This is a genomic window from Tritonibacter sp. SIMBA_163, from assembly GCF_046535935.1.
GTDB classification, from domain to species: domain Bacteria; phylum Pseudomonadota; class Alphaproteobacteria; order Rhodobacterales; family Rhodobacteraceae; genus Epibacterium; species Epibacterium scottomollicae.
In genome coordinates this window covers 103,299-126,540 of sequence record NZ_JAWJBP010000009.1, presented here as the reverse complement: position 1 = coordinate 126,540, position 23,242 = coordinate 103,299, and the positions used below count along the sequence as shown (strand labels likewise).

The window sequence follows — 23,242 nt, the reverse complement described above, 5'->3', positions numbered from 1 at the left end:
CCTAAGCGCCTTAAGTCCGGCGTCGCACTTGCCGACAGACCAGGATCACCGGAAGCAACCCCACCGCCATGATCACCAGTGATGGTACAGCGGCCCCTTCGAGCCGTTCATCCGCCGCCAGCCGGTGCGCCTGCACCGCCAGCGTATCGAAATTGAACGGCCGCATGATCAATGTTGCAGGCAGCTCCTTCATGACGTCGACAAAGACGATCAACAGCGCCGTCAGCAGGCTTGGCGTCAGGATCGGCAGATGCACCCGGCGCAGCATGCCAAATGGGCTCTGACCCAATGAACGCGCAGCAGCGTCCATATTGGCATGAACCGTTGCCTGCCCCCCTTCATAAGCCCCCAGCGCTGCCGCCATGAAGCGCACAACATACGCCATCACCAGAAGCCAGATCGAACCGGTGACCAGCAGCCCTGTCCGAATGCCGAAGTTGGCGCGCATCCAGGCGTCAAGCGCGTTGTCGAAAGCGGCAAATGGCACCATCAAACCCACCGCGATCACTCCGCCCGGCACCGCATAGCCAAGGCGCGAAAAATTCGCGGCTGCGCTCGATAGCTTGCCCGGGCGGAGACGTTGGTAGAATCCAAGGCTGACCGCCGCCAGCAGCGTTATAAGCGCCGCCATACTCGCCAGCGTCAGCGAGTTCTTGATGAAGGCAATATAGCGGCTGCTCAGCAGGTTCTGTTCAGACTCAAGCCCCATCAACGTCAGGCTCACCAACGGCACCAGGAACCCAAAGATCACCGGCAGTGCGCAAAGCACCCAAGCCGCAATCACATTGCCGCCGCTCAGTGTCGCCGGGGGCAGTGCGGCTTGTTGTTTTCCGGCGTGGTGGTAACGCGCCTTGCCGCGGCTGACACGCTCTGCCACCGCGAGCATCAATGCAAACCCCAACAGACAGAGGGCAAGTTGCGCAGCTCCCCCACGATCTCCCAGCGAAAACCAGCTGGTGTAGATGCCCGTGGCAAAGGTCTGCACCCCGAAATAGGCCACTGTGCCATAATCCGCGATGGTCTCCATAACCGCCAGCAACACGCCCGAGGCCACCGCAGGCCGCGCCATCGGCAGGCTGACACGCCAAAACGCGCGCCAGGAGCTATCCCCCAACGCCCGCGCCGCAAGAAACGCGCTGGAGCTTTGCTGCAGGAAGGCGGCTCGCGCCAGCAGGTAGACATATGGGTAAAGCACCAGCACCAGCATCAGCGCCGCACCGCCAAGAGACCGGATTTCCGGGAACCAGTAGTCGCGCGGCCCCCAGCCTGTCACATCCCGCAGGGTCGACTGCACGATCCCCGGATGGTCGAGCAGAAATGTATAGGCATAGGCCAGAACATAGGCCGGAAACGCCAGCGGCAGCACCAACGCCACCTCGAAGAACCGCACGCCGGGAAACCGGGTCATGGTGACCAGCCAGGCCGCCCCCACGCCGATGGAGAATGTGCCCAACGACACCAGCAGCACCAGATAGACCGTGGTACGCGCATAGCGGGGCAGCACAGTATCCGCGAGATGCGAGATCGTCTCCACCCCTCCCGTCAGCGCCGCGATACCAACCGCCACCATCGGCAGCAGGCAGGACAGCGCGACGATCCAGGCCAGCAGTGCAAAGCCGCGTGTGCCCCTGCTCCGGGCGGCGCTTTGGCGGTGGGCTACTGGCGCCTGTGTCTGGCTTGCTTGCGTCATTCATCCTGCCTTTGAACAGAGTCGCACCTGTTTCAAGCATTTCTGTCGGAAATTCCAGCGAGAAACCGCCGCTGCGACGGCATGTCGGCAGCGGCGGCACTGTCGGGTCCAGCAAGAGGCTGCAGATCAGTCGTAGCTGCGCTGATCCTCGATCACGAGGCCATCCTTAGGCAGGCTCCCCGGGGCAACCACATCCACGGCGCCCTTCATCTTCAGCACATCAATAACCGAGCGGGCAAAGCTGATCTCGTCGCCGCCTTCGGCCTCGATCTGGACGGTCATCACATCCATCTCGCCTTCGCGGGAGGCCACGACGCGCGCCTTGACGATCTCGTCATGTTTTTCAACCAGCGCTGCCACCTGCTCGGGGCGTACGAACATGCCCTTGATCTTGGTGGTCTGATCGGCGCGCCCCATCCAGCCCTTGATACGCAGGTTCGTGCGGCCACAGGGGCTCTCACCGGGCATCACCGCGCTCAGATCGCCGGTGGCAAAACGGATCAGCGGGTAATCGCGGTTGAGCGTGGTCACCACCACCTCGCCGACTTCACCCGGTGCAACCGGGGTGCCGGTGCCGGGTGTGACGATCTCGACGATGACCTGTTCGTCGACAATCATCCCCTCCATCGCGGCGCTCTCATAGGCGATATTGCCCAAATCTGCGGTGGCATAGCACTGCAGACACGCAATGCCGCGATCCGCGTAATCCTGACGCAAGCTGGGGAACAGCGCGCCGCCACCCACCGCAGCTTTCTTGAACCCCAGTGTCACCCCCATGGCCTCCGCCTTGTCGAGGATCACCTTCAGGTAATCCGGCGTGCCGGCATAGGTGGTCGCGCCCACATCGCGCGCCGCCGTGACCTGCAGTTCGGTCTGCCCCGTACCAGCAGGCAGAACCGCAGCCCCCACCGTACGGGCACCGTTCTCAAAGATCATCCCGGCAGGCGTCAGGTGATAGCCAAAGCAGTTCTGCACCACATCGCCGGGACCCACGCCCGCGGCATGCAGAAAACGCCCCATGCGCCACCAGTCGTGGTCCACCCCACCGGGTTCATAGATCGGCCCCGGTGACTGAAAGATATGGGCAAAGCCATGCGCCGGTTTCACGGTGAAACCACCAAAGGGTGGATGCGCCGCCTGCGCCGCGCTCAGCTCCGCCTTGCGCAGAACGGGCAGGCGCGCAAGATCCGCAACTGTCGAGATTTGCGCCGGATTCACGTCGCTCAGCAGGGCGGCAAAGCCGGGCGCCGATTTTGCGCGGGCGATCTGCTCTGGCAACAGCTTGGCCAGATCTGCGGCCCGCTCATCTGCGCTGCGGGTTTCCAATGCATCAAAATAAGTCATGGTCATCTCTCCCCGCCTCAGCTCAGCCACCTCTTGCGACGGCGGTAGGACCGCACGTCACGGAAGCTCTTGCGGCCTTCTTCGGACATCCCGAGGTAGAATTCCTTCACATCCGGGTTCTCGCGCAGCTCCGCCGCTGGGCCGTCCATTACCACCCGGCCGGATTCCAGAATGTAGCCATAGTGGGCATACCGCAGCGCCACGTTGGTGTTCTGCTCAGCCAGCAGGAAGGTCACGCCTTCGTTCTCGTTGATCGACTTCACGATCTGAAAGATCTGCTCCACAAGCTGCGGCGCCAGGCCCATTGATGGCTCATCGAGCAGGATCGTCTCGGGGCGGCTCATCAAGGCGCGCCCCATGGCGACCATCTGCTGCTCCCCGCCGGAGGTGTAGCCTGCCTGACTTTTGCGGCGCTCCTTCAGCCGGGGGAAATAAGTATAGACCATCTCCAGATCGTCTTGAATTTTGGCACTGCCATCGCCGCGCGTATAGGCGCCGGTCAGCAGGTTTTCCTCGACCGTCAGGTGCTCAAAACAATGGCGACCCTCCATCACCTGGATCACCCCCTTGCGCACCAGATCCGCCGGATCCTGCGCATGCACATCCTTGCCGCGATAGCGCACCGAACCCTTGGTGACCTCGCCGCGTTCGGAATGCAGCAGGCTGGAAATTGCTTTCAGGGTCGTGGTCTTGCCAGCCCCGTTGCCCCCCAGAAGCGCGGTGATCCCGCCCTTGGGCACGTTCAGACTCACGCCTTTCAGCACGAGGATCACGTGGTTGTAGATCACCTCGATATTATTGACTTCGAGCAGCGTCTCCGCCTGCACATCTGTGGTGTTCGCCGCGTCCAGCATCTCGAAAGCTATCCCTTTCGCCAGTGTCCGTTTGGGACGGAACCGATGCGGCGGCCCTGCGCCACATCATATGAGTTGTTGAAGCCGCGCCGAGAGACCTCTCCCGGCGCGACAGGACCGCTTAGTTGCAGCGTTCTTCGATGTTATTTTCGGCTGCATAGGACGCGGAGTCCTCGGCCACCAATGCACCGATCACATCGGAGTCGGTTGGGTTGAAGCCCGAGATCAGCGACCAGGTCTGCGTATCCGCATCCCATTGCGTCACCCCGACAAGCCCCGGACCGCCGTGGTTTTCACAGGACACATTGAAAGCAGGGCCGAAGTTCTGCATGCCCAGTGCCGTCATCTTTTCAGCCGTGAGTTCCAGACCTTCCATGCCGTCGATCATCATCGCGGCGTCGATCTCCGCAGTGCCGTGGATCTCCTGTGCGGTCTTGGCAGCCTCGACCGCCAGCATCGCCGCATACATGCCGCGGTTATAGGCCACTTTGCCGATCTGATCGCCCGCACCTGCGGCCAGACCTTTGTCGACCACATGCGTCTGGATGTCGTCAAAGACCGGGAAGTCATCGCCGACGTTGTGGAAGGTCACGGCCTTGTAGCCATCCGCCTTGGCACCCGCCGGGATCACATCGTGATCGGAGCCGGACCACCACACGCCGATGAAGTTCTCCATCGGGAAGCGAATGTTGGCAGCTTCCTGAATGGCAACCTGGTTCATCACGCCCCAGCCCCACATCACGACATAGTCGGGTTGCTGGCGGCGGATCTGCAGCCACTGGGATTTCTGCTCCTGACCGGGATGGTCAACCGGCAGCAGGCTCAGCTCGAAACCATGCTTCTTGCCCAGCTCTTCCAGCGTGCGGATCGGCTCCTTGCCATAGGCGGAGTTGTGATAGACCAGCGCGACCTTCTTGCCGTTCAGGTCACCGCCGTTTTCTTCCAGCAGGTGATTGATGACGCCGGACGCCCCATCCCAATAGTTCGCCGGGTAGTTGAAGACGTTGGAGAACACCTTGCCGTTTGCAGCCGACGTCCGGCCATACCCCATGGTGTGCAGCGCAATGCCGTCTGCCGTGACCTTGGGGATCAGCTGATAGGTGATGCCGGTGGACAGCGGCTGATAGACCAGCGCGCCTTCGCCCTTGGTGGATTCATAGCACTCCACACCCTTTTCGGTGTTGTAGCCGGTCTCGCACTCGATCACGCGTGCCTTGACACCGCCGATGCCGCCGTCCCGCTCGTTGACCAGCGTGAAGTAGTCGTTGTAGCCGTCAGAGAACGGAATGCCGCCCGCTGCATAGGGACCGGTCCGATAGCTCAGGTCCGGGAATACGAGGTCCGCCATTGCAGGACCTGCGGCCATCAGCGCACTCAGCGCCAGAGTCGTCAGTTTCAGTGTCATCGGGTATCATCCTCCCTTGAATTTATTCCGATGGTGTCGTGATCGAGCCCAGCCTCCTCCTTCGCTGGACCCGGCGAGGTCGTCGCCCACCCCGATCAGTGCGGGAAGGGCCAGAGCCGGAGCTTCTCCTTGGTCACACGCCAGAGCTGCGCCAACCCGTGCGGCTCCAGGATCAGGAATGTCACGATCAGTGCGCCCACGATGACCAGCTGGAAATGCGCCACGATATCAGTGGGCCAGCCCAGCATGTCGACGCCGACAACCTTCAGCACCACCGGCAGCAGCACCAGGAAGGCCGCGCCCGCAAAGGAGCCAAAGATTGAGCCCAAACCACCGATGATGACCATGAACAGCACCAGGAATGACTTGTTGATGCCAAAGGCCTCTCCCACTTCGACCGCACCGAGGTAGACCGAAAAGAACAGCGCCCCCGAGATGCCGACAAAGAAGCCGGAGACTGCAAATGCGGTCATTTTCGCCTTCATCGGATTGACCCCGATGATCTCCGCGGCGATGTCCATGTCGCGGATTGCCATCCAGCTGCGCCCTTGGGTGCCACGGGTCAGATTGCGGGCGACGATCGCGCAGAAGGTCAGAAAGATCAGGCAGAACATATAAGTCGCCCAGGCCGGCGCATGAGGGCCGGTGATGATGATGCCGAACACCTCGCGTTCCGGCGCGTTGATCTGGCCGGAGGCGGAGTAGTTGTAGAACCAAGGCACCCGGTTGAAGAGCCACACCAGAAAGAACTGCGCCGCCAAAGTCGCCACCGCGAGGTAGAACCCCTTGATACGCAGGCTCGGCAGACCGAACAACACGCAGACCAGCCCGGTGATTCCCCCCGCCAGCAACACGTGGATGAACATCGAAACCTCGGGAAAGGCCGTCATAAGCTTGTAGCAGGCATAGGCCCCCACCGCCATGAAGCCCCCGGTCCCCAGCGAGACCTGCCCGCAGTAACCAACAAGTATGTTGAGCCCGATCGCCGCGATCGCATAGATCAGGAACGGCAGCAGGATCGCATTGACCCAGTAGTCATTCACGAGGAACGGGATCACCCCAAAGGCCAGCGCCAGCACCGCATAGTAGCGATATCGGTCGAACTTGATGGGAAAGGTCTGGCTGTCCTCGACATAGGAGGCTTTGAAATCCCCGGCTTCACGGTAGAACATGATTCAGAGGCTCCCTTGGTTGAATTTATCGTTTTGCATCAAACCTCTCCCCAATTCGACTGGGCTGCATCGCGCTGATCACGCGTCATGCGGTTTGAGGGTTGGGCGTAGCCTTTGCGCTCTGAAATCCGGACCAGCCTCAGATAGGCGAAGAGACCCGCAAACAGACCGGCGGCCGCAAGTATTGTGGCCACTGTCACCTGCCCTTTGGTGTAGCCATCCCCCGTCACGGCGAGGTACCCGAAGGCCCAGAAACCGGACCAGGCAATGACGTTGAGCAGGGCCAGAAATTTCGTCATCAGAGGCTCCTCCCGTTAACCATTTCGTCAGGTTTCTGCATTTCGCCACATTTTGCCCAAATCTCAGCGGCACGTTGCCCGTGGGAAAAGTGAGTGGGTGATATGACCGTAATGTTGGAGAGACTCCGGCAGCTGGATGCTGCGCGGAAGCGAGGGGAGCTGACGGACGCGCAATATGCAGACGCCCGATCAAAGCTTTTGTCTTTGGTTGAAGACGCCGACCTTGAGCCTGCGGGATCAAAGCCCTCTCGCGCACGGCCGCGCCGCCCTGCACCCGCTGCGGCATCCAGCCGGGCCGCACCAAGTGCAATGCCTGCCGAGGCCCGTCGATCAGACACGGCCGAGAACAGCGACATGTCGTTTTTCTGGGGGCTATGCCTTGTCGGGCTCTGTGCCGCGGGGCTGATGACCTTCCTCGTGGGGCAGTTGATCGGTGACATCACCATCGCGCTGACATTGGCCGTCACGGTGTTTGCCGCTGTGGTCATCGCCGCCTTCCAACGCATGCAGGGCTGACGCTGCAGGAATTGGGAAGCGGGGCGGATATGCGGGTCAAACGCGTTCAATGATCTTCTCGCCAAACAGGCCCTGCGGGCGGAACACCAGGAAGATCAGCGCCAGCACATAGGCGAACCAATTCTCGGTTGCACCACCGACCATCGGGCCGATGAGGAACTCGAACAGTTTCTCGCCCACGCCGATGATCAGACCGCCGACGATGGCTCCGGGGATCGAGGTGAAGCCCCCGAGCATCAGCACTGGCAGTGCCTTCAGCGCGATCAGTGACAGCGAGAACTGCACGCCAGACTTTGTGCCCCACATGATGCCGGCCACCAGCGCGACAAAGCCCGCAACCGACCAGACCAGCACCCAGATGAAGTTCAGCGAGATCCCCACCGACAGCGCCGCCTGGTGGTCATCCGCCACCGCCCGCATCGCACGCCCTTGTTTGGTATACTGGCTGAACAGCACAAGGCCGGTCACCAGCAGCGCCGCGATCACCGTCGCCACGATATCAAGATTGTCGATGAAGAAGCCGTACCCGAAGATCCCGAAGGTCGTCTCGTCGATCCACAGGTTGATGCCCTGCGGCAGGCCGACGTCCAGCGTCTTGATCTCGGAGCCCCACATCAGGTCCGCCACCCCTTCGAGGAAATAGGCCAGACCGATGGTCGCCATGAATAGGATGATCGGTTCCTGCCCGACCAGATGCTTCATCACCAACACCTGCACCAGCCAGGCCAGCAGTACCATTACAGCCACCGTCATCAGGATCGCCACGAAGGACGGAACCGTCCAGCCGAAATGGGTGATATGCCCACCGAACAGGGCATTAATCAGATGCGAGAACGGCACCTGCCCTTCCATGATACCGACCAGGGTCATAGCCGCGAACAGCGCCATAACCCCTTGCGCATAGTTGAAAATTCCCGACGCCTTGTAGATCAGCACGAAGCCCAGCGCGACCAGCGCATAAAGCACCCCGGCCATCAGCCCGTTCAGCGTCACCTCCATGGCAAAGATCAGTTGATCAGGCATGGTGCGCCTCCTTGTTCATTGCTTGCTTGCGGCCAAGATCAGTCATGGGACACCCCCAAATAGGCGTCGATGACGTTCTGATTGTTGCGCACCTCATCCGGTGTGCCGTCGCCGATCTTCTTGCCGTAATCCATCACCACGACACGATCCGACAGGTCCATAACCACGCCCATGTCGTGTTCGATCAGCGCGATGGTGGTGCCGAATTCGTCGTTCACATCGAGGATGAAGCGGGACATGTCCTCCTTTTCCTCGACATTCATGCCGGCCATCGGCTCGTCCAGCAGCAACAGCTTCGGCTCGGCGGCCAACGCCCGGGCCAGTTCGACGCGTTTCTTCAACCCGTAGGGCAGGCGTGACACAGGCGTCTTGCGGATCGCCTGGATCTCCAGGAAGTCGATGATCTTTTCCACGACTTCGCGGTTCGCGACCTCTTCCTTTTCCGCGCGGCCCTTCCAGAAGGCCTGCTGGAACAGGCCCGCTTTCATATTGTTCAGGCGCCCGGTCATAACGTTGTCCAGAACGCTCATGCCCTCGAAAAGGGCGATATTCTGGAACGTGCGGGCAATCCCCTGACGCGCCACCTCATAAGGGCGCATCGGCGGGCGCTGCTTGCCGTGGAACAGCACCTCGCCCTCCTGCGGCACATAGAATCCGGAAATCACGTTCAGCATCGAAGATTTGCCAGCCCCATTGGGACCGATGATGGCGCGGATCTCGCCTTCGCGGATGTCGAAGGAGATATCCTTGATCGCCACCACACCGCCAAAGCGCAGGGTGATATTCTTCATTTCCATGACCACGCCACCGATGGTGCGGCCATCCTCGGTCACAAAGCTGTCGGAGGCATCAAGCATGGGTCACTCCTTGGGAATTCGCGCCACACGAAAGGGTGGCAAGGGACGGTGGGCGGGGCGATGTGCAGCTGGCCTGCACGAGCGTCGTCTCAACCGTCATTCTGCGGCCACCGCCCGGGTGATTGCCGATTGCACCTTGGCGTCGACGCAGGTCAGCGTCGCGCTGATCGCCCCCTTGCGCCCATCCTCATAGGTGACCTCTGTGCGGGTCGAAACCTGATCGGAGCCGTCGTAGAGCGCGGCAATGATATCAGCGAATTTCTCCTCGACGATGCGACGGCGCACCTTGCGGGTCCGTGTCATCTCGCCGTCATCGGCGTCCAGTTCCTTGTGCAGGATCACAAACCGGTGGATCTGACAGCCCGATAGCATCTCGTCCTGCGCCACCGAGACATTGACCGCCTCCACATGGTTGCGGATTGTCTCCAGCACCCGCGGGTGCCCGGCCAGCTCCTGATAGGAGGCATAGGCGATATTGTTGCGCTCAGCCCAGTTGCCCACCGCCGTCAGGTCGATGTTGATGAAAGCCACGCAGCGATCCCGCTCATTGCCGAACACCACCGCCTCCAGGATATCCGGGTAGAACTTCAGCTTGTTCTCGACATATTTGGGGGCAAACAACGCGCCATTGGCCATCTTGCCCACGTCCTTGGCCCGGTCGATGATCCGCAGGTGGCCGGAGCTTTCTTCAATGAAGCCCGCGTCCCCAGTGGCAACCCAGCCCTCGGCATCCTTGGTCGACGCGGTAGATTCCGCGTTCTTGTAATATTCGACAAAGGTGCCGGGCGAGCGATAGAAGATCTCGCCATTGTCGGCGATGCGGAGTTCCACATCCGGCGCGGGCACCCCTACAGTGTCCGCACGAACCTGTCCGTCGGGCTGTACGGTGATGAACACCGTCGCCTCGGTCTGACCATAAAGCTGCTTCAGGTTGATGCCGAGAGAGCGATAGAAATCAAAGATCTCCGGCCCGATCGCCTCGCCTGCAGTATAGCCGACACGAATGCGGCCATAGCCCAGCGTGTCCTTCAGCGGTCCATAAACCAGGATATTGCCCAGCGCATATTTCAGCCGGTCCATCGTGCTGACGGTCTTGCCATCCAGGATCAACCCGCCAACCTTCTTTGCATGCGCCAGAAAGTGATGGAACATGCGCCGCTTCAGCTTTCCGGCGTCTTCCATGCGGATCATCACATTGGTCAGCTGGCCCTCGAACACCCGCGGCGGGGCAAAGAAATAAGTCGGACCGATCTCGCGCAGATCCGTCATCATGGTGTCTTCGCTCTCTGGGCAGTTCACGCAGAACCCGCACCAGAACGCCTGCCCCAGCGAGAAGATGAAATCCCCCACCCAGGCCATCGGCAGATAAGAGAGAATGTCCTCTTGCGCCGTCAGATGATCGAACTCGCTTGCGTTCTTGGCGCTCTCAATCACGTTGCGGTTCGACAATACCACGCCCTTGGGTCGTCCGGTGGTCCCCGAAGTGTAGAGCATCACGCAGGTCGACTCGTAGTCGAGCTTGCCGCGACGGGCCGCCAGATCGGCGCTCAGCTCATCGCGCGCGGCGCGCCCCTGCTCCTGCACATGGCTATACTGATGCAGATGGCTGTGATCATATTTGCGCAAACCGCGTGGGTCGATATAGATCATGTGTTTCAGGTTGGTCAGCTGGTCCTTGATCTCGACCACCTTGTCGACCTGTTCCTGATCCCCGGCGATCACATAGGCCGCGCCGCAGTGATCCAGCACATAGGCCATCTCCTCGGCACCGGAATCCTGATAGATCGGCACCGGCACCGCACCGACGCTCTGCGCGGCCACCATCGACCAGTAGAGCGAGGGCCGGTTGCGACCGATGACGGCGATGAAATCCCCTTCAGAGACCCCGAGGTTCAACAGACCCAACGCAAGCGCATCGATCTCCTCGGCGGTTTCCTTCCAGGTCCAGCTTTGCCAGATGCCAAATTCCTTTTCCCGGTAGGCCGGGCGGTTGGCATGGACAGTTGCGTTCTTCTCCAGCAGGGCCGGAACAGACAGAAGCTGCCCGGCGCCAGACGATGTCTGCGCAGCGGTCTGAGACACGTATTTACTCCTCCCATATCCGGTCCTCCCCGACCGGATTGATCGCATCTCCCACATCTGTGGGGCGCAACCCTTATGTCCTCAGTAGGACAGCACCTTTGTAACAAAGCAAGTTTTTCGCGAAGATTTCTGAAATCTATCAAATTGTAACAAGCGCCGCAGACTACAGGGGCGAACGGCCACAGGACGACATAGCCTCCAAGCGCACAAAGGTCACAAGCCGCTTTGCCTGTCTCGGTCAAACTGCTAGCCAAGACGCGGGGAGCACGTATGAGACAAACACACGCACAGCGCACGACGATGGTGGACGCAGGCCTCAACCTGATCGCACAGGCCCTGTCGATCTATGACAGCGACCTGCGCCTGTCGGCCTGCAACAACAGGTTTCGTGAAATGTTCAACCTGCCGCCCGAACTGGTCGAGGAGGGCGCGAGCTTTGCCGCCACCATTCGCTTTATCGCCGAACAGGGCGACTATGGGCTGATCGACGACATCGACCAGTTTGTGCAGCAGCGGGTCGATCAGGCGCGCGCTTTCGTTCCGCATTACGTGGAGCGCCAACGGGCCAATGGGCAGGTGATTTCCATCGAGGGGGCGCCCCTGCCCCAGGGTGGCTGGGTCACCGTCTACACCGACATCACCCGCACCAAACGGGTGGAGGCGCTGCTGCGCGCCCGCTCCGAGGAACTGTCGGATCAGGTGACCGGCTATACCGAAGAACTCTCCGCCACCAACCGCAAGCTGGCCGCAACCATCAAGACGCTGGAGGAAACCCAGCGCCAACTGAAACAGACCGAGGCCCGCACCCGCCTGACCACCGAGATGATGCCCGCCCATATCGCCCATGTGGACAGTGAAGGGCATTATACCTTCACCAACGGGCGGCTCAGCCGGGTGTTTCCCGGTCGTCCCTCCGATATCCTGGGCCAGCATATCTCGGACGCACTGGGGCCGGCGGCCTATGCGCGCATCGCGCCACATCTCGAGGCCGCCTATCAGGGTGAGAACCCGGTGTTCGAATTCACCGAAGATCACGATAGCCGCCGCCTGCGCGTGGCCTTCACCCCTGACCATGAGGGCGGTGTGTTCATCCTGTCGATGGATGTGACCGAGGAAACCCAGGCCCGCGTTGCCCTGCAACAATCCCGCAAACGCGAGATCGCGGCGCAGATGACCAGCGGGCTAGCGCATGATTTCTCGAACCTCCTGACCATCATCCTCGGCATGCAGACAAAGCTCTCTCGCAGCGCCCTGCCGGAGGGCGCCGGGGAGCTTGTGGAAGCAACGCTCTCGGCGGCCCGCCGGGGCGGGCGTCTGCTGGACCGCATGGCGGAGATGACAAGTCACCGGGGCTTGCGCCCGCAAGCTACCAACCTGCATGCGCTGCTGGACGAGATGAAGATCCTCGCCACGCCCTCCTTGCCGCAGGGCATCGGCCTCAGCGTGCTCGACAACACCGGAGACGGGCGCTTTCTGCTCGACCCTGGACGATTGCAGGATGCGCTGTTGAACCTGATCCTGAATGCCCGCGACGCCTGTGGCACCAGCGGCCAGATCACCGTGGCCGCGCATTTGGTGGGGCAGACCTGGATCGAATTCTGCGTCGGCGACACCGGGTCCGGTTTTTCGCGCGACGCGCTCGAAAATGCGCTCAACCCGTTTTTCACCACCAAGGGGCAGGAGGGATCCGGGCTGGGTCTGTCGATGGTCTATGACATGGTCAAATCCGCCGGCGGCGATATCCGCATCGGCAATACGGTCTCCGGCGCCATGGTCACCCTGCGACTGCCCTATCGCGCCGCGCCCCTAGCCACCGGTGGCATCGCGCTGCTGGTCGAGGACAGTGACGGGCTGAGGGCCACCTATCGCCAGCTGTTGATGGACCTCGGCTATTCTGTGCTGGAAGCCACCAGCGTCGACGAGGCGGTGGCGCTGGTCGCCGATGTCGAGGGCATCGCCCTGATCCTGTCCGACATCAAGCTGGAGGGCGAGGCCACCGGTGTCGATTTCTGCACGCGCCTCGGGTCAAATGCTCCGCCTGTGGTTTTGATGACCTCGCTGCCGCACACTGACCCGCTCTACCGCGCCGCATTGGCCGCAGCACCGCTCTTGCCGAAACCCTTTGACAGCTCCCATCTGATGGCGCTCCTGCAACAGAAGGCCGACCATGCGTGATGCCAATCAATCCCCTCTCGTGACGATCCTCGATGACGAGCCGGAGATCCGCCAGCTGCTGACGGAAACGCTGGAGGATGCCGGATATCGCACCCAGAGCTTTTCCCGCGCCCGAGATTTCGAAGCTGCCTTGAAACGGGTGACACCGGACGTCTGCCTGGTGGATCTGTCGCTGCCGGATACCGACGGGTTGGCGCTGGTGCACCGGCTGGCGCTGGAACAGGGGGCCAGTGTCATTATCATTTCGGGTCGGGCGCAGGTGCAGGATCGGGTCACCGGGTTGGAGCTAGGCGCCGATGACTACATCACCAAACCCTTTGATCCGGCGGAGGTTGTCGCCCGTATCCGCGTACGCCTGCGCGATGCCCCCCGGGGCGGACAGGCGCCGTCTGGAGATCGGGCACAGTTTTCAGGCTGGACCGCGCATTTCGACCGCTACGCGCTGGAAGACGAGGCCGGGGAGGAAACCGCCTTTTCCCACGCCGAAGGCGAAGTGCTGCGCCTGTTTCTGGAAAGCCCAAAGCGGCTGATTTCCCGCGCACAGATGATGGAACGACTAGGCGGCGGGGCCGGGGACAGTTTTGACCGGGCCATGGATGTGCGCATCTCCCGCCTGCGCACCAAACTGCGCGAGGACCCCAAGAACCCGCGCCTGATCAAGACGATCTATGGCGCCGGGTATATTTTCCTCGGAGATGTCAGCTGGAGTTGACCCGACCTGCCACCATACCGGTGTGAGTGAGGGGGGCTCCCGCCTCCGCAGAGGCCTGGCCTGCGGCAATCCCCCTTTGCGAAGTTCGGCGCGGCGCAACGCCCAACGGGAGCGGAGGATTTTCTCCTCCGGCGACGGGCGGGAGCACACCCGACCTCTTGCGGCGATGATTCGGCTCGCGTAAAAAGACAATATGGCCACCTGTCTGCTCTATAATCGCGCTGAAACCCGCCCTCCTCGGTTCTACCGGATCGAGCTCGCGATGAACCTCTTCGACGAGGTCTCCCTCCTGCGCGAATGGGGTGTGAAGGGTGGCAAGGGGCGAACGACCATCAATATCTTCGGCAACCTGCGCGAAGCCTCGGTGGCGGCCGACCGTCATCGCCACCGGATGCTGAAGCGCGGCTACAACCGCGCCTGATGGCCGCGGCCCGCTCCGAACGGCCCCGCATCCCGCCCCTCTGCATCGCTTGCAGTTTGCCCCTTTCAACCCGGGCGCCCCTCCCCTAGTAATTCTGCGACAGGATCAAAGAGGCGCGCATGTCAGAGATCACGCTGGTCCGCCACGGCCAGGCCAATACCGGGGCACGGGACGAAATCAGCTACGACAAGCTGAGTCCGCTTGGCCACCAGCAGGCCCAATGGCTCGGCGATCACCTACGCAGCTGCAAGGATCACTATGCCCGCATCTACTGCGGCACCCTCACCCGGCACGAGGAAACCGCCCGCGCCATGGGCTTTGACGCCGGACAGTTGATCCGCGATCCACGCCTCAACGAGATGGAGTATTTCACCCTCGCCAAGACGATGGAGGCCCAGCACGGTCTGGCGATCCCGCAGGAGCGCGAAGGTTTTGTCGCCCATTTGCCGCAGGTCTTTGCCGCCTGGGAAGCGGATCGCATTGCCGCCCCCTATGAAAGCTGGCGCGACTTTGAGAGTCGCACCAAGGCCGCCCTGTCGGAAATCGCCAAAGGCGACGGCCCGGCGCTGGTCGTGACCTCAGGTGGCTTGATCTCCATGGTGATGCGCCACTGCCTCGGGCTGGATACTGCCGCCACTGCCCGCATCGCCCTTGCCATCATGAACACCTCGCTGCACCGCCTGCACAATATCGGCGGGCACTATGCGCCGGTCCTCTTCAACGCGGTGCCGCATCTGGAAGAGCCCGACCGGCAATACGCGCGCACTCACCTCTAGATCGCCCCGCACAGGAGACCGCCATGCAACTCTACTACGCGCCCAATACCATCTCTATCGCCGTAGCCATCGCGCTTGAGGAAGCCGGTTTGGAGTATGAGGCGATCAGGATCGATTTTGCCGAACGTCAGCAAACCACCAGAGCCTATCACCAGATCAACCCCAAGGGCCGGGTGCCCGCACTGGTGGTCGAGGGCGGCATCCTGACCGAAACCGGCGCGCTTTTGGAATTGATCGCCGACATGGCCCCCGAGGCGGGTCTGCGCCCCAATGATCCGGTGCTGGCCGCCCGCATGCGTGAGGTGATGTTCTATCTCGCTTCCACCATGCATGTGAACCACGCCCACAAGCTGCGCGGCGCCCGCTGGGCCTCCAATCCGGCCTCGTTCAAGGACATGGCCCGCAAGGTGCCCGAGACCATGGCCGCCTCCTGCGACTACATCTGCAACCACGGCCTGCGCGGTCCTTTCGTTCTGGGCGACAGCCCCAGCCTCGCCGACTGCTACCTCTATGTGGTCTGCACCTGGCTCGAAGGCGACGGGGTCAAGATTGCACGTTTTCCAAAACTCACCGCCTTCATGGCGGCGATGGAGGCACGCGACAGCGTCAAAGCCGTGCGCGCCAAGGATATGCTTTGAAGGACAAGACTATGACACATCTCTGGGTCCGCGCCGAACAGCGCCAGAACGAGGATCGCGTCGGGCTGACCCCGGCCGGCGCAGGGGCGCTTCTGGAGGCCGGCCTCCGCGTCACCGTTGAAGAAAGCGCCAGTCGCGCCATTCCGCTGCAGGGCTACATCGACGCAGGCTGCGAGATCGCGGCAGAGAATTCCTGGCCCGACGCCCCGCAGGACACGATCATCTTTGGCCTCAAGGAACTGCCGGACGACGGCACGCCCCTGCCCCATCGCCACATCATGTTCGGCCATGCCTTCAAGGGCCAGCACTCCGGCAAGGAACTGCTGCGCCGGTTCCGCGAAGGCGGTGGCACGCTCTACGATCTGGAGTATCTGGTGGACGAGACCGGCCGCCGGGTTGCCGCCTTTGGATATTGGGCGGGCTATGCAGGCGCTGCCGTCACGCTCAAGGCCTGGGCCGCGCAGCAACGCGACGAGATCTGTGGCCCCGTAGGTGTCTACAAAGACAAACATGCCCTTTTGGCCGATCTGGATGGCGAGTTGGACGCGATCAGCACGGACCGCCCCACTGCCATCGTCATCGGCGCGCTTGGCCGTGTCGGCACCGGCGCTGCCGACCTGTGCGAAGCGATGGGGGTCAGTGTCACCAAATGGGACATGGCCGAGACCGCAAGCGGCGGCCCTTTCCCGCAAATCCTCGACCATGACCTGTTCCTGAACTGCATCTTTGCCCGCCCCGGCACACCGGTGTTCGTGCCGCAGGAGGCGCTTGGTGCGGTCCGTAAACTCACCGCAATTGGTGATGTGGCCTGCGACCCGGATAGCGACTACAATCCGGTTCCTGTTTATGACCGTGCCACCACGTGGGACGCGCCGGCCCTAAGGGTTGCAGAGGCGCCCGTGCTCGACGTGATGGCGATCGACAATCTGCCCTCGATGCTGCCCGCGGAAAGCTCCGAGGACTATGCGGATCAGCTTCTGGCCAGCCTCCTGACCCTGCCCGACCTAGATGCGGGCGTCTGGGGCCGGGCCAAGGCGGTCTTTGACGAACATGTGGCAGGCTAAGCGGCCTGCCCCGACCAAGGAGAACTGACATGACTATTCACTGGTGCGGCACCGGCCTCTCCGCCATTCCCGGCCTGCGTCGCCTGCTCGAAGCGGGTCACGACGTCGCCGTCTGGAACCGCACGCCCGAAAAGGCCGCCGAGGCGATCGGCGATCTGACCACCAATATCCACAAATTCTCCATCGCGCGCCTGTCCGAACTGCTGAGCCCCGCCGACGTCGTGGTCTCCATGCTGCCCGGTGACTGGCATGTGGAGCTTGCGGAACTGGCGATCAACAACGGCGCGCATTTTGTGTCCTCCTCCTATATCTCGCCCGAGATGCGGGCGCTGGATCAAAAGGCCAAGGATGCCGGTGTCGCGCTGGTGAACGAGGTTGGTCTTGATCCGGGCATCGACCACCTGATGGCTCATGCACTGGTGGCGGAATATGCCGAATCTCCGTCCTTCGACGCGGACAACGAGATCAGTTTCCTGTCCTATTGCGGTGGCATTCCCAAAACCCCAAACCCGTTCCGCTACAAGTTCAGCTGGTCGCCCCTTGGCGTGCTGAAGGCACTGCGCTCACCGTCTCGCTCGATCCGCAACTTCGAAACCTACGATGTCGCCCGCCCCTGGGACGCGCTCTCCACCTACGACGCGCCGCTGGCCACGCCGGAAACCTTCCAAGTTTATCCCAACCGCGACTCGCTGCCCTTCATGGAGCAGTATCATTTCGGCGCGGACTGGAAGGTGAAGACTTTCGTGCGCGGGACCCTGCGTCTGGATGGCTGGTCCGAGGCCTGGGCCGATGTCTTCAAGGAGGTCGAAACCCTCGAAGGTGAGGCAGGCGACGCCCGTCTCAAGGAGATGTCCGACCAGTTCTGGCAGGACAACGCCTATGACGAGGGCGAGCCTGACCGCGTGGTCCTCTGCGTGGATCTCAAGGCAGAAAAAGACGGCGAGACCAAGTGGCACAAGACCTATGTGATGGATGCCTGGGGCGATGATCGCGGCAGCGCCATGGCGCGTCTGGTATCCTACCCGGTCTCCTTCGCCATCGAAGCGGCAATGAATGGCAAGATCGCCCCCGGCGTCAGCGCCGCGCCCAGCGATGCCGCGCTGGTCGACAGCTGGATGGGCCGTATCGGCGCGCTCGCGCAGCACCTTCAGGTGGTGTCACACCGCTCCTGAGGCGCACCATCCACGATTTGACACTATAAAAAGCCCCGCCAATTTGGTGGGGCTTTTTTTCCTGTTCACAGTCTGGCGGCCCGACCCTGTGCAATGTCGCGCCCCAAGGCCGCTCAGCGCCCCATGACATCCTCGGCAACTGCCGAGACATCAACGCCCAAGGCCTCCAGCCCCGCCTCGATGTCATAGGCCAGGTTCGGCGTTGCCATCAGGTAATCCTCGGTTGGCGTGGTCTTCTCCTGGCGTGCCATGCCCACCGCCTGAGTGAATTCCTCCGCCTCGAACACTCCGCGACCGACCCAGAGGATCGCCACGAGCTCGGCCTGCTCATCCTCATTCATATCGGCAATGAAGGCGCGCAGCTCCGGCTCTGCACGGCTGATCTCGCGCGCCATCAGCGCCACCTGCTCCGCTTTGTTTGTTGCAATATCAACCATCGTGTTTGCCTCCTGCTGTCTCGCTGCTGAGGTCAGATGGTGCTGCAATGTCCGTCGTGTGTCCTTGATCTGCGACAAGTCAGACCTGAGCCGACGCGCCCCGTGGTCGCCCGCAAAGCGCGAGCGGCTGACTCCGCCCGCGCAGCGGCTCCAGATCCAGCGTCACCCATTCCTCGCGCTCGGACATAGGCAGATTGGCGGCCTCCAGAACGGCTGCAGACACGATGATTTCCATGTCATTGGTCTTGGTCATCTGCTCCAGCCGCGACGCAGTATTCACCGTGTCACCAAGCGCAGTGTACTCAAGCCGGTCTTCATCTCCGACCACGCCGGAGAACACCTCGCCCCAATGCAACCCAATGCCGACCTGCACATCCGGACGCCCCTCAGCATGCCGCAGCATGGACCACTCCTGCATCTCTGCCGACAATTGCATGGCACATTGCAACGCCCGTTTCGGCGCCTCTGCGCCATCAAACACCAGCATGGCACCGTCGCCGATGAACTTGTCGACCATGCCATGCGTCTGGCGGGCGGCGCGTTGAACGCGGATACGATATTCGGTGACAAACGCGCCGACTTCCGCCGGGTCACGTCCCTCTGCCCAGGAGGTGAAACCGCGAATGTCGATGAACATCACCGCCATGTCCTGGCGCTTTCCCTGACGCAGATCGTCCAGATCCTCTGTCTGCATCCGCTCGGCCAACCGCGCAGGTAGGTACCGGGTCAGCAACAGGCGTTTCTCTGTCTCGATCAGGGCGCGATGCAACAGGCCCCGCAGCGCTGCGGCCGCCACCACCAGCACCACCCCCGCGAGCAGGATCATCGCCAGTCGCACGATATTGGGCGGCACCGCCACCAGATGCTGCACACGGCTGGCGATGTCAGGTGTGATGGTAACCTCCGTGACAAAGCTGAGATACCCGAGGCCACCAACGATCAGCGCCACGCAATAGGCCTGCAAATAAGGGTTGAACCGCAACACCGCAAAGGCCAGCACAAGCGGCACCAGCCATGTCGGAGGCAGCAGGAAGGTCAAGGCACCGGGCATCGACACGTTCTCCAGACCAACCCAGGCGTTCACCAACATGAACAGGCAATCCAGCGTCACGACGGGCCAGACCATCCAGCGCCGGAAGCGGCCACTACGCGCCAGCCAGAGCGTCAGCGCGCCCAGCAACAGATACGAGAACATCGACAGGACCGCAAAGATCCACTGTTTGCGCAGAAAGTCCGCGATCTCCTCCGGCGGTTCGCCGACCGCGAGGAAGAAGACAACCATCAGCCCCAATGCCACGAACATCCGAAGGATCGAGACAACTTTTTCGGCTCTCAGCTCTGCCTCGCGCAACAGGGCCGCATCAGGTGCAATCCGCCGCCGTTTCGGCAAGACCCTCATTCGCCTGGAGTTTCCAGTGCGACCACCTGGCTGACGCTGTCCTGGCTCAGCTCCTCGAAGTCGAAATTATCCAGCCGCTGCGCCCGGCGCCCGGCCTTGTCGGCGCTGATCTTGATGTCGGAGATGTCCTTTTGCGCCTGGCCAAAGTGGCGATCAAGACTGCCGACCCGATCCCCAAGCCGCTCCACATCCTTGTGCAGCAGGCCCAATTCCTTGCGGATGGCGCCGGCCTGCTCGCGCATGCGCGCGTCCTTGAGGATGGCGCGCATGGTGTTCAGCGTCGCCATGCAGGTGGTGGGCGAGACGATCCAGACCTTGAGCGCAAACCCTTCGCGCACCACGTCGGAAAAATTGGCATGCAATTCGGCATAGACTGCCTCCGAGGGCAGGAACAACAGCGCACCATCGGCTGTCTCGCCATCCAGGATGTATTTTTCCGAGATGTCCCGGATGTGTTTTCGGAGCGCGCCTTTGAGCAGCCGCGCCGCCTGCGCGCGCTCGTCCTGCGTCTCGGCATTGCGCAGCGCCTCATAGGGCTCCAACGGGAACTTGCTGTCGATCACGATCGGCCCCGGCGGATTCGGCAGATGGATCAGGCAGTCCGCGCGCTTGCCGTTCGACAGCGTGTATTGAAACGCATAGGCATCCGTCGGCAGCGCCTTGGACACGATATCGTTGAGCTGGATTTCCCCGAATGCCCCGCGTGTCTGCTTGTTGGACAGGATATCCTGCAGCGACAGCACATCGCACGACAGCTTGGTGATATTGTCCTGCGCCTTGTCGATCACCGCCAGCCGCTCCTGCAGCTGCGTCAGTGAGGTGGCGGTGCGTTTGGCATTGCCATGCAGGCTCTCGCTCATGCGTTCCTGCATATCGGAGATCGCGCGGGCCTGTCTCATCGCATTGTCCGCCAGCCGATCGTTCATGCGCTGCTGCACATCGCCCAGACGGGATTCCATCGTTTGCAAAATCTGCAGCTGCGCGTTGGCCTGGGTGTCCGACACGGTCTGCAGATTGCCGCGCAGCGCCTCCTGTCCCGAAGAGAGCTGCTGCGCCACCTGGCTGAGAGTGCTCATCTGCTGACCCAGCGGCTCAATCGCGCGAGCGGTGCGCGCGGCGCTGCGCATCGACTGCACAAGGAGAACCACTAACAGCAGCACCCCGGCCCCTGCGCCCAGCAGGATCAGCCCCAGCGTATCCATATTGGCGATGGCGTCATCCATGCCTTCCATCAGATGTTCCTTCAGCTGCGACCAAACAGGCGTTCGATGTCAGCGAGTTTGAGTTCCACATAGGTCGGGCGGCCATGGTTGCACTGGCCGGAATGAGGCGTCTCTTCCATCTCGCGCAACAGCGCATTCATCTCCTCGCCGCGCATGCGCCGGCCCGAGCGGATGGAGCCATGACAGGCCACCCGGCTCAGGATCGCTTCCAGACGTGCCTGTACCAGCTGGCTCTCGCCCTGATCGGCCAACTCGTCGAGGATGTCGCGGATCATCGCCTCTGCATTCACCTCGCCGAGGATCGCGGGGGTTTCCCGTACTGCCACGGCGTTGCCACCGAAGGCCTCGATGCCAAGGCCGAATTTCGCCAGATCCTCCGCCACCTCCAGCAGCCGGGCACAGTCCCCCTCCGACAGCTCGATGATCTCCGGGATCAGCAGCGCCTGCGCGGCGACGCCAGTGTCCGCCATCTGGTGTTTCAGCTTTTCATAGACCAATCGTTCGTGCGCGGCGTGCTGGTCGACGATCACCATGCCGTCGCGGGTCTGGGCGATAATGTAATTCTCATGCACCTGACCCCGCGCGGCCCCCAGCGGCAGATCCTCGACGGGCTGCGTCTCCGGCTCGGCGCTGACAGGCTCTTCGACCAGACGGCCATTATAGGCGGCAGAAAATTCTGCAAAGCCCGCGTTTTCCTCTGCTGGTGGCAGCGCAGGATAGGACGGTGCGGGTGGCAAGCCGGGGGATTGCGCCGCATAGGCACTGTTGCGCGCGCCGAGAGAGGGCCGGTCCATCTGGTAGACCCGTGGAGCCCCACTCGCCGTGGGCTGTTCGGGTCGCATCGCCCCCAAGGTGGCCCCCGCCACGGTGCTGGAAGCACGATGACCGGCCTCCGCCAGCGCATGGCGCAAGGACGAGACGATCAGCCCGCGCGCCAGACCCGGATCGCGAAAACGCACCTCTGATTTTGCCGGATGTACGTTCACGTCGACCAGCGTCGGCTCGCAATCGATGAACAGCGCCGCCGCCGGGTGCCGGTCGCGGCTGAGGAAATCCATATAGGCGGCCCGCAGCGCCCCCGTGAGCATCTTGTCCTTCACCGGCCGCGTATTCACGAACAGGAACTGCGTCACCGCCGCACCGCGCGAATAGGTCGGCAGCGCCGCATAGCCGTAGAGGCGAATGCCCTCACGTGTGGCGTCGATCTTCAGCGCGTTTTCGGCGAACTCCCGGCCAATGACATGCGCCAGGCGTCCATGCAGCGCGTCAAACAAATCGCCGCTCATGGGGTCGGCCCGGAAGGTCACGCGCCCCTCGCCACCGCCGGACACATCACGCAGGGTGAACCCTACCGCAGGCTCCGCCATCGCCAGCCGCTTCACGGTGTCGGAGATCGCCTGGCTTTCGGCGCGATCGGTGCGCATGAATTTCAGCCGTGCCGGCGTGGCAAAGAACAGATCGCGCAGCTCCACGATGGTACCCTGACGCAGGGCGGCGGGTTTCACCGCCTCCATCTGGCCGCCGGCAACGCGGATCTGCGCCGCGTCATGACCCTCGGCACGACTTGTAATGGTCAGCCGCCCAACCGCGCCAAGGCTGGGCAGCGCCTCACCGCGAAAGCCGAAGGTGTGGATGTTCAGCAGATCCGAGCCGTCGATCTTGGAGGTCGCATGGCGCGACAGGGCCAGCGGCAGATCCTGAGGCGTCATGCCACAGCCATTGTCTGTCACCCGGATCAGCGTCTTGCCGCCATCGGCGATCTCGACCGTGATGCGGGTCGCCCCGGCGTCGATGGCGTTCTCCACCAACTCCTTCACCGCCGAGGCCGGACGTTCGACCACCTCCCCCGCGGCAATGCGGTTGATGGCGCTGTCGTCCAGCTGGCGAATGACGGGAAGAGGGGCAGACGCAGCCTGAGTCACGGGATTTTCGCTGATTTGGGGGTCGATAGTAGACATAGCCCAAGATTTAGCATGCGCGAGC

At 62.2% G+C, this 23,242-nt stretch carries 21 protein-coding genes; 8 read left to right on the top strand and 13 right to left on the bottom strand.

Going from position 1 to position 23,242, the window contains the following annotated elements; all coding sequences use genetic code 11:
• Positions 1–10: 10 nt before the first annotated feature.
• From R0J92_RS14445 to R0J92_RS14420, 6 genes are all read right to left on the bottom strand, one after another.
• Positions 11–1,690: an ABC transporter permease gene (locus R0J92_RS14445; protein WP_411052152.1), complete on the bottom strand. Its 1,680-nt coding sequence runs from the start codon at positions 1,688–1,690 to the stop codon at positions 11–13.
• 126 nt (positions 1,691–1,816) lie between these two features.
• Positions 1,817–3,034, bottom strand: coding sequence for a phenylacetate--CoA ligase family protein (locus R0J92_RS14440; protein ID WP_411052151.1), 1,218 nt, complete (start codon positions 3,032–3,034; stop codon positions 1,817–1,819).
• Positions 3,035–3,051: 17 nt separating this feature from the next.
• Entirely contained in the window at positions 3,052–3,888 is an 837-nt protein-coding gene (locus R0J92_RS14435) for an ABC transporter ATP-binding protein (protein WP_106162694.1), read from the bottom strand.
• 121 nt (positions 3,889–4,009) lie between these two features.
• Positions 4,010–5,293 (bottom strand): ABC transporter substrate-binding protein, encoded by a 1,284-nt coding sequence (locus tag R0J92_RS14430; RefSeq protein WP_106162693.1) that lies wholly within the window; start codon positions 5,291–5,293, stop codon positions 4,010–4,012.
• Between the two features lie 95 nt (positions 5,294–5,388).
• Positions 5,389–6,465, bottom strand: a complete 1,077-nt coding sequence (locus R0J92_RS14425; protein WP_411052150.1) for a branched-chain amino acid ABC transporter permease — start codon at positions 6,463–6,465, stop codon at positions 5,389–5,391.
• Positions 6,466–6,503: 38 nt separating this feature from the next.
• Positions 6,504–6,764: a hypothetical protein gene (locus R0J92_RS14420; RefSeq protein WP_411052149.1), complete on the bottom strand. Its 261-nt coding sequence runs from the start codon at positions 6,762–6,764 to the stop codon at positions 6,504–6,506.
• A gap of 111 nt (positions 6,765–6,875) precedes the next feature.
• Between R0J92_RS14420 and R0J92_RS14415 the strand changes: the two genes are divergently transcribed.
• Positions 6,876–7,280, top strand: a complete 405-nt coding sequence (locus R0J92_RS14415; protein ID WP_411052148.1) for an SHOCT domain-containing protein — start codon at positions 6,876–6,878, stop codon at positions 7,278–7,280.
• A 36-nt stretch (positions 7,281–7,316) separates the two neighbouring features.
• Here the strand turns inward: R0J92_RS14415 and R0J92_RS14410 are convergent, their stop codons facing one another.
• The 3 genes from R0J92_RS14410 to R0J92_RS14400 form a co-directional block, all read right to left on the bottom strand.
• A complete protein-coding gene (locus R0J92_RS14410) occupies positions 7,317–8,303 on the bottom strand; it encodes a branched-chain amino acid ABC transporter permease (RefSeq protein ID WP_411052147.1) in 987 nt (328 codons plus the stop codon).
• Positions 8,304–8,341: 38 nt separating this feature from the next.
• Positions 8,342–9,160 (bottom strand): ABC transporter ATP-binding protein, encoded by an 819-nt coding sequence (locus tag R0J92_RS14405; RefSeq protein WP_106162688.1) that lies wholly within the window; start codon positions 9,158–9,160, stop codon positions 8,342–8,344.
• A 96-nt stretch (positions 9,161–9,256) separates the two neighbouring features.
• Complete coding sequence (locus R0J92_RS14400) at positions 9,257–11,242, bottom strand: AMP-binding protein (protein ID WP_411052146.1); 1,986 nt, start codon at positions 11,240–11,242, stop codon at positions 9,257–9,259.
• Positions 11,243–11,512: 270 nt separating this feature from the next.
• On the opposite strand from R0J92_RS14400, the gene R0J92_RS14395 reads away from it, so the two are divergent.
• The 7 genes from R0J92_RS14395 to R0J92_RS14365 all read left to right on the top strand — a co-directional run bounded on the left by R0J92_RS14395 (position 11,513) and on the right by R0J92_RS14365 (position 18,200).
• A complete protein-coding gene (locus tag R0J92_RS14395) occupies positions 11,513–13,417 on the top strand; it encodes a PAS-domain containing protein (protein ID WP_411052145.1) in 1,905 nt (634 codons plus the stop codon).
• Complete coding sequence (locus R0J92_RS14390; protein ID WP_317384692.1) at positions 13,410–14,129, top strand: response regulator transcription factor; 720 nt, start codon at positions 13,410–13,412, stop codon at positions 14,127–14,129. Before R0J92_RS14395 ends, R0J92_RS14390 begins: the two co-directional genes overlap by 8 nt.
• Positions 14,130–14,322: 193 nt before the next feature.
• A complete protein-coding gene (locus R0J92_RS14385; RefSeq protein WP_106162684.1) occupies positions 14,323–14,550 on the top strand; it encodes a WGR domain-containing protein in 228 nt (75 codons plus the stop codon).
• 119 nt (positions 14,551–14,669) lie between these two features.
• A complete protein-coding gene (locus tag R0J92_RS14380) occupies positions 14,670–15,326 on the top strand; it encodes a histidine phosphatase family protein (protein ID WP_411052144.1) in 657 nt (218 codons plus the stop codon).
• A gap of 23 nt (positions 15,327–15,349) precedes the next feature.
• On the top strand, positions 15,350–15,964 hold the full coding sequence (locus R0J92_RS14375; protein WP_106162682.1) for a glutathione S-transferase family protein: 615 nt from the start codon (positions 15,350–15,352) through the stop codon (positions 15,962–15,964).
• A gap of 11 nt (positions 15,965–15,975) precedes the next feature.
• Positions 15,976–17,028 (top strand): saccharopine dehydrogenase, encoded by a 1,053-nt coding sequence (locus R0J92_RS14370; RefSeq protein ID WP_411052143.1) that lies wholly within the window; start codon positions 15,976–15,978, stop codon positions 17,026–17,028.
• A 29-nt stretch (positions 17,029–17,057) separates the two neighbouring features.
• Entirely contained in the window at positions 17,058–18,200 is a 1,143-nt protein-coding gene (locus R0J92_RS14365; protein WP_106162680.1) for a saccharopine dehydrogenase family protein, read from the top strand.
• A gap of 113 nt (positions 18,201–18,313) precedes the next feature.
• Here the strand turns inward: R0J92_RS14365 and R0J92_RS14360 are convergent, their stop codons facing one another.
• The 4 genes from R0J92_RS14360 to mutL form a co-directional block, all read right to left on the bottom strand.
• The gene (locus R0J92_RS14360) at positions 18,314–18,637 is read right to left on the bottom strand and encodes a DUF3775 domain-containing protein (RefSeq protein WP_411052142.1); all 324 of its coding nucleotides are present in this window, start codon (positions 18,635–18,637) and stop codon (positions 18,314–18,316) included.
• A 79-nt stretch (positions 18,638–18,716) separates the two neighbouring features.
• Complete coding sequence (locus R0J92_RS14355; protein ID WP_411052141.1) at positions 18,717–20,036, bottom strand: adenylate/guanylate cyclase domain-containing protein; 1,320 nt, start codon at positions 20,034–20,036, stop codon at positions 18,717–18,719.
• Complete coding sequence (locus R0J92_RS14350) at positions 20,033–21,268, bottom strand: DNA recombination protein RmuC (protein WP_411052140.1); 1,236 nt, start codon at positions 21,266–21,268, stop codon at positions 20,033–20,035. Before R0J92_RS14350 ends, R0J92_RS14355 begins: the two co-directional genes overlap by 4 nt.
• Positions 21,269–21,279: 11 nt before the next feature.
• Positions 21,280–23,217, bottom strand: coding sequence for a DNA mismatch repair endonuclease MutL (gene mutL, locus R0J92_RS14345; RefSeq protein WP_411052139.1), 1,938 nt, complete (start codon positions 23,215–23,217; stop codon positions 21,280–21,282).
• Positions 23,218–23,242: the final 25 nt, after the last annotated feature.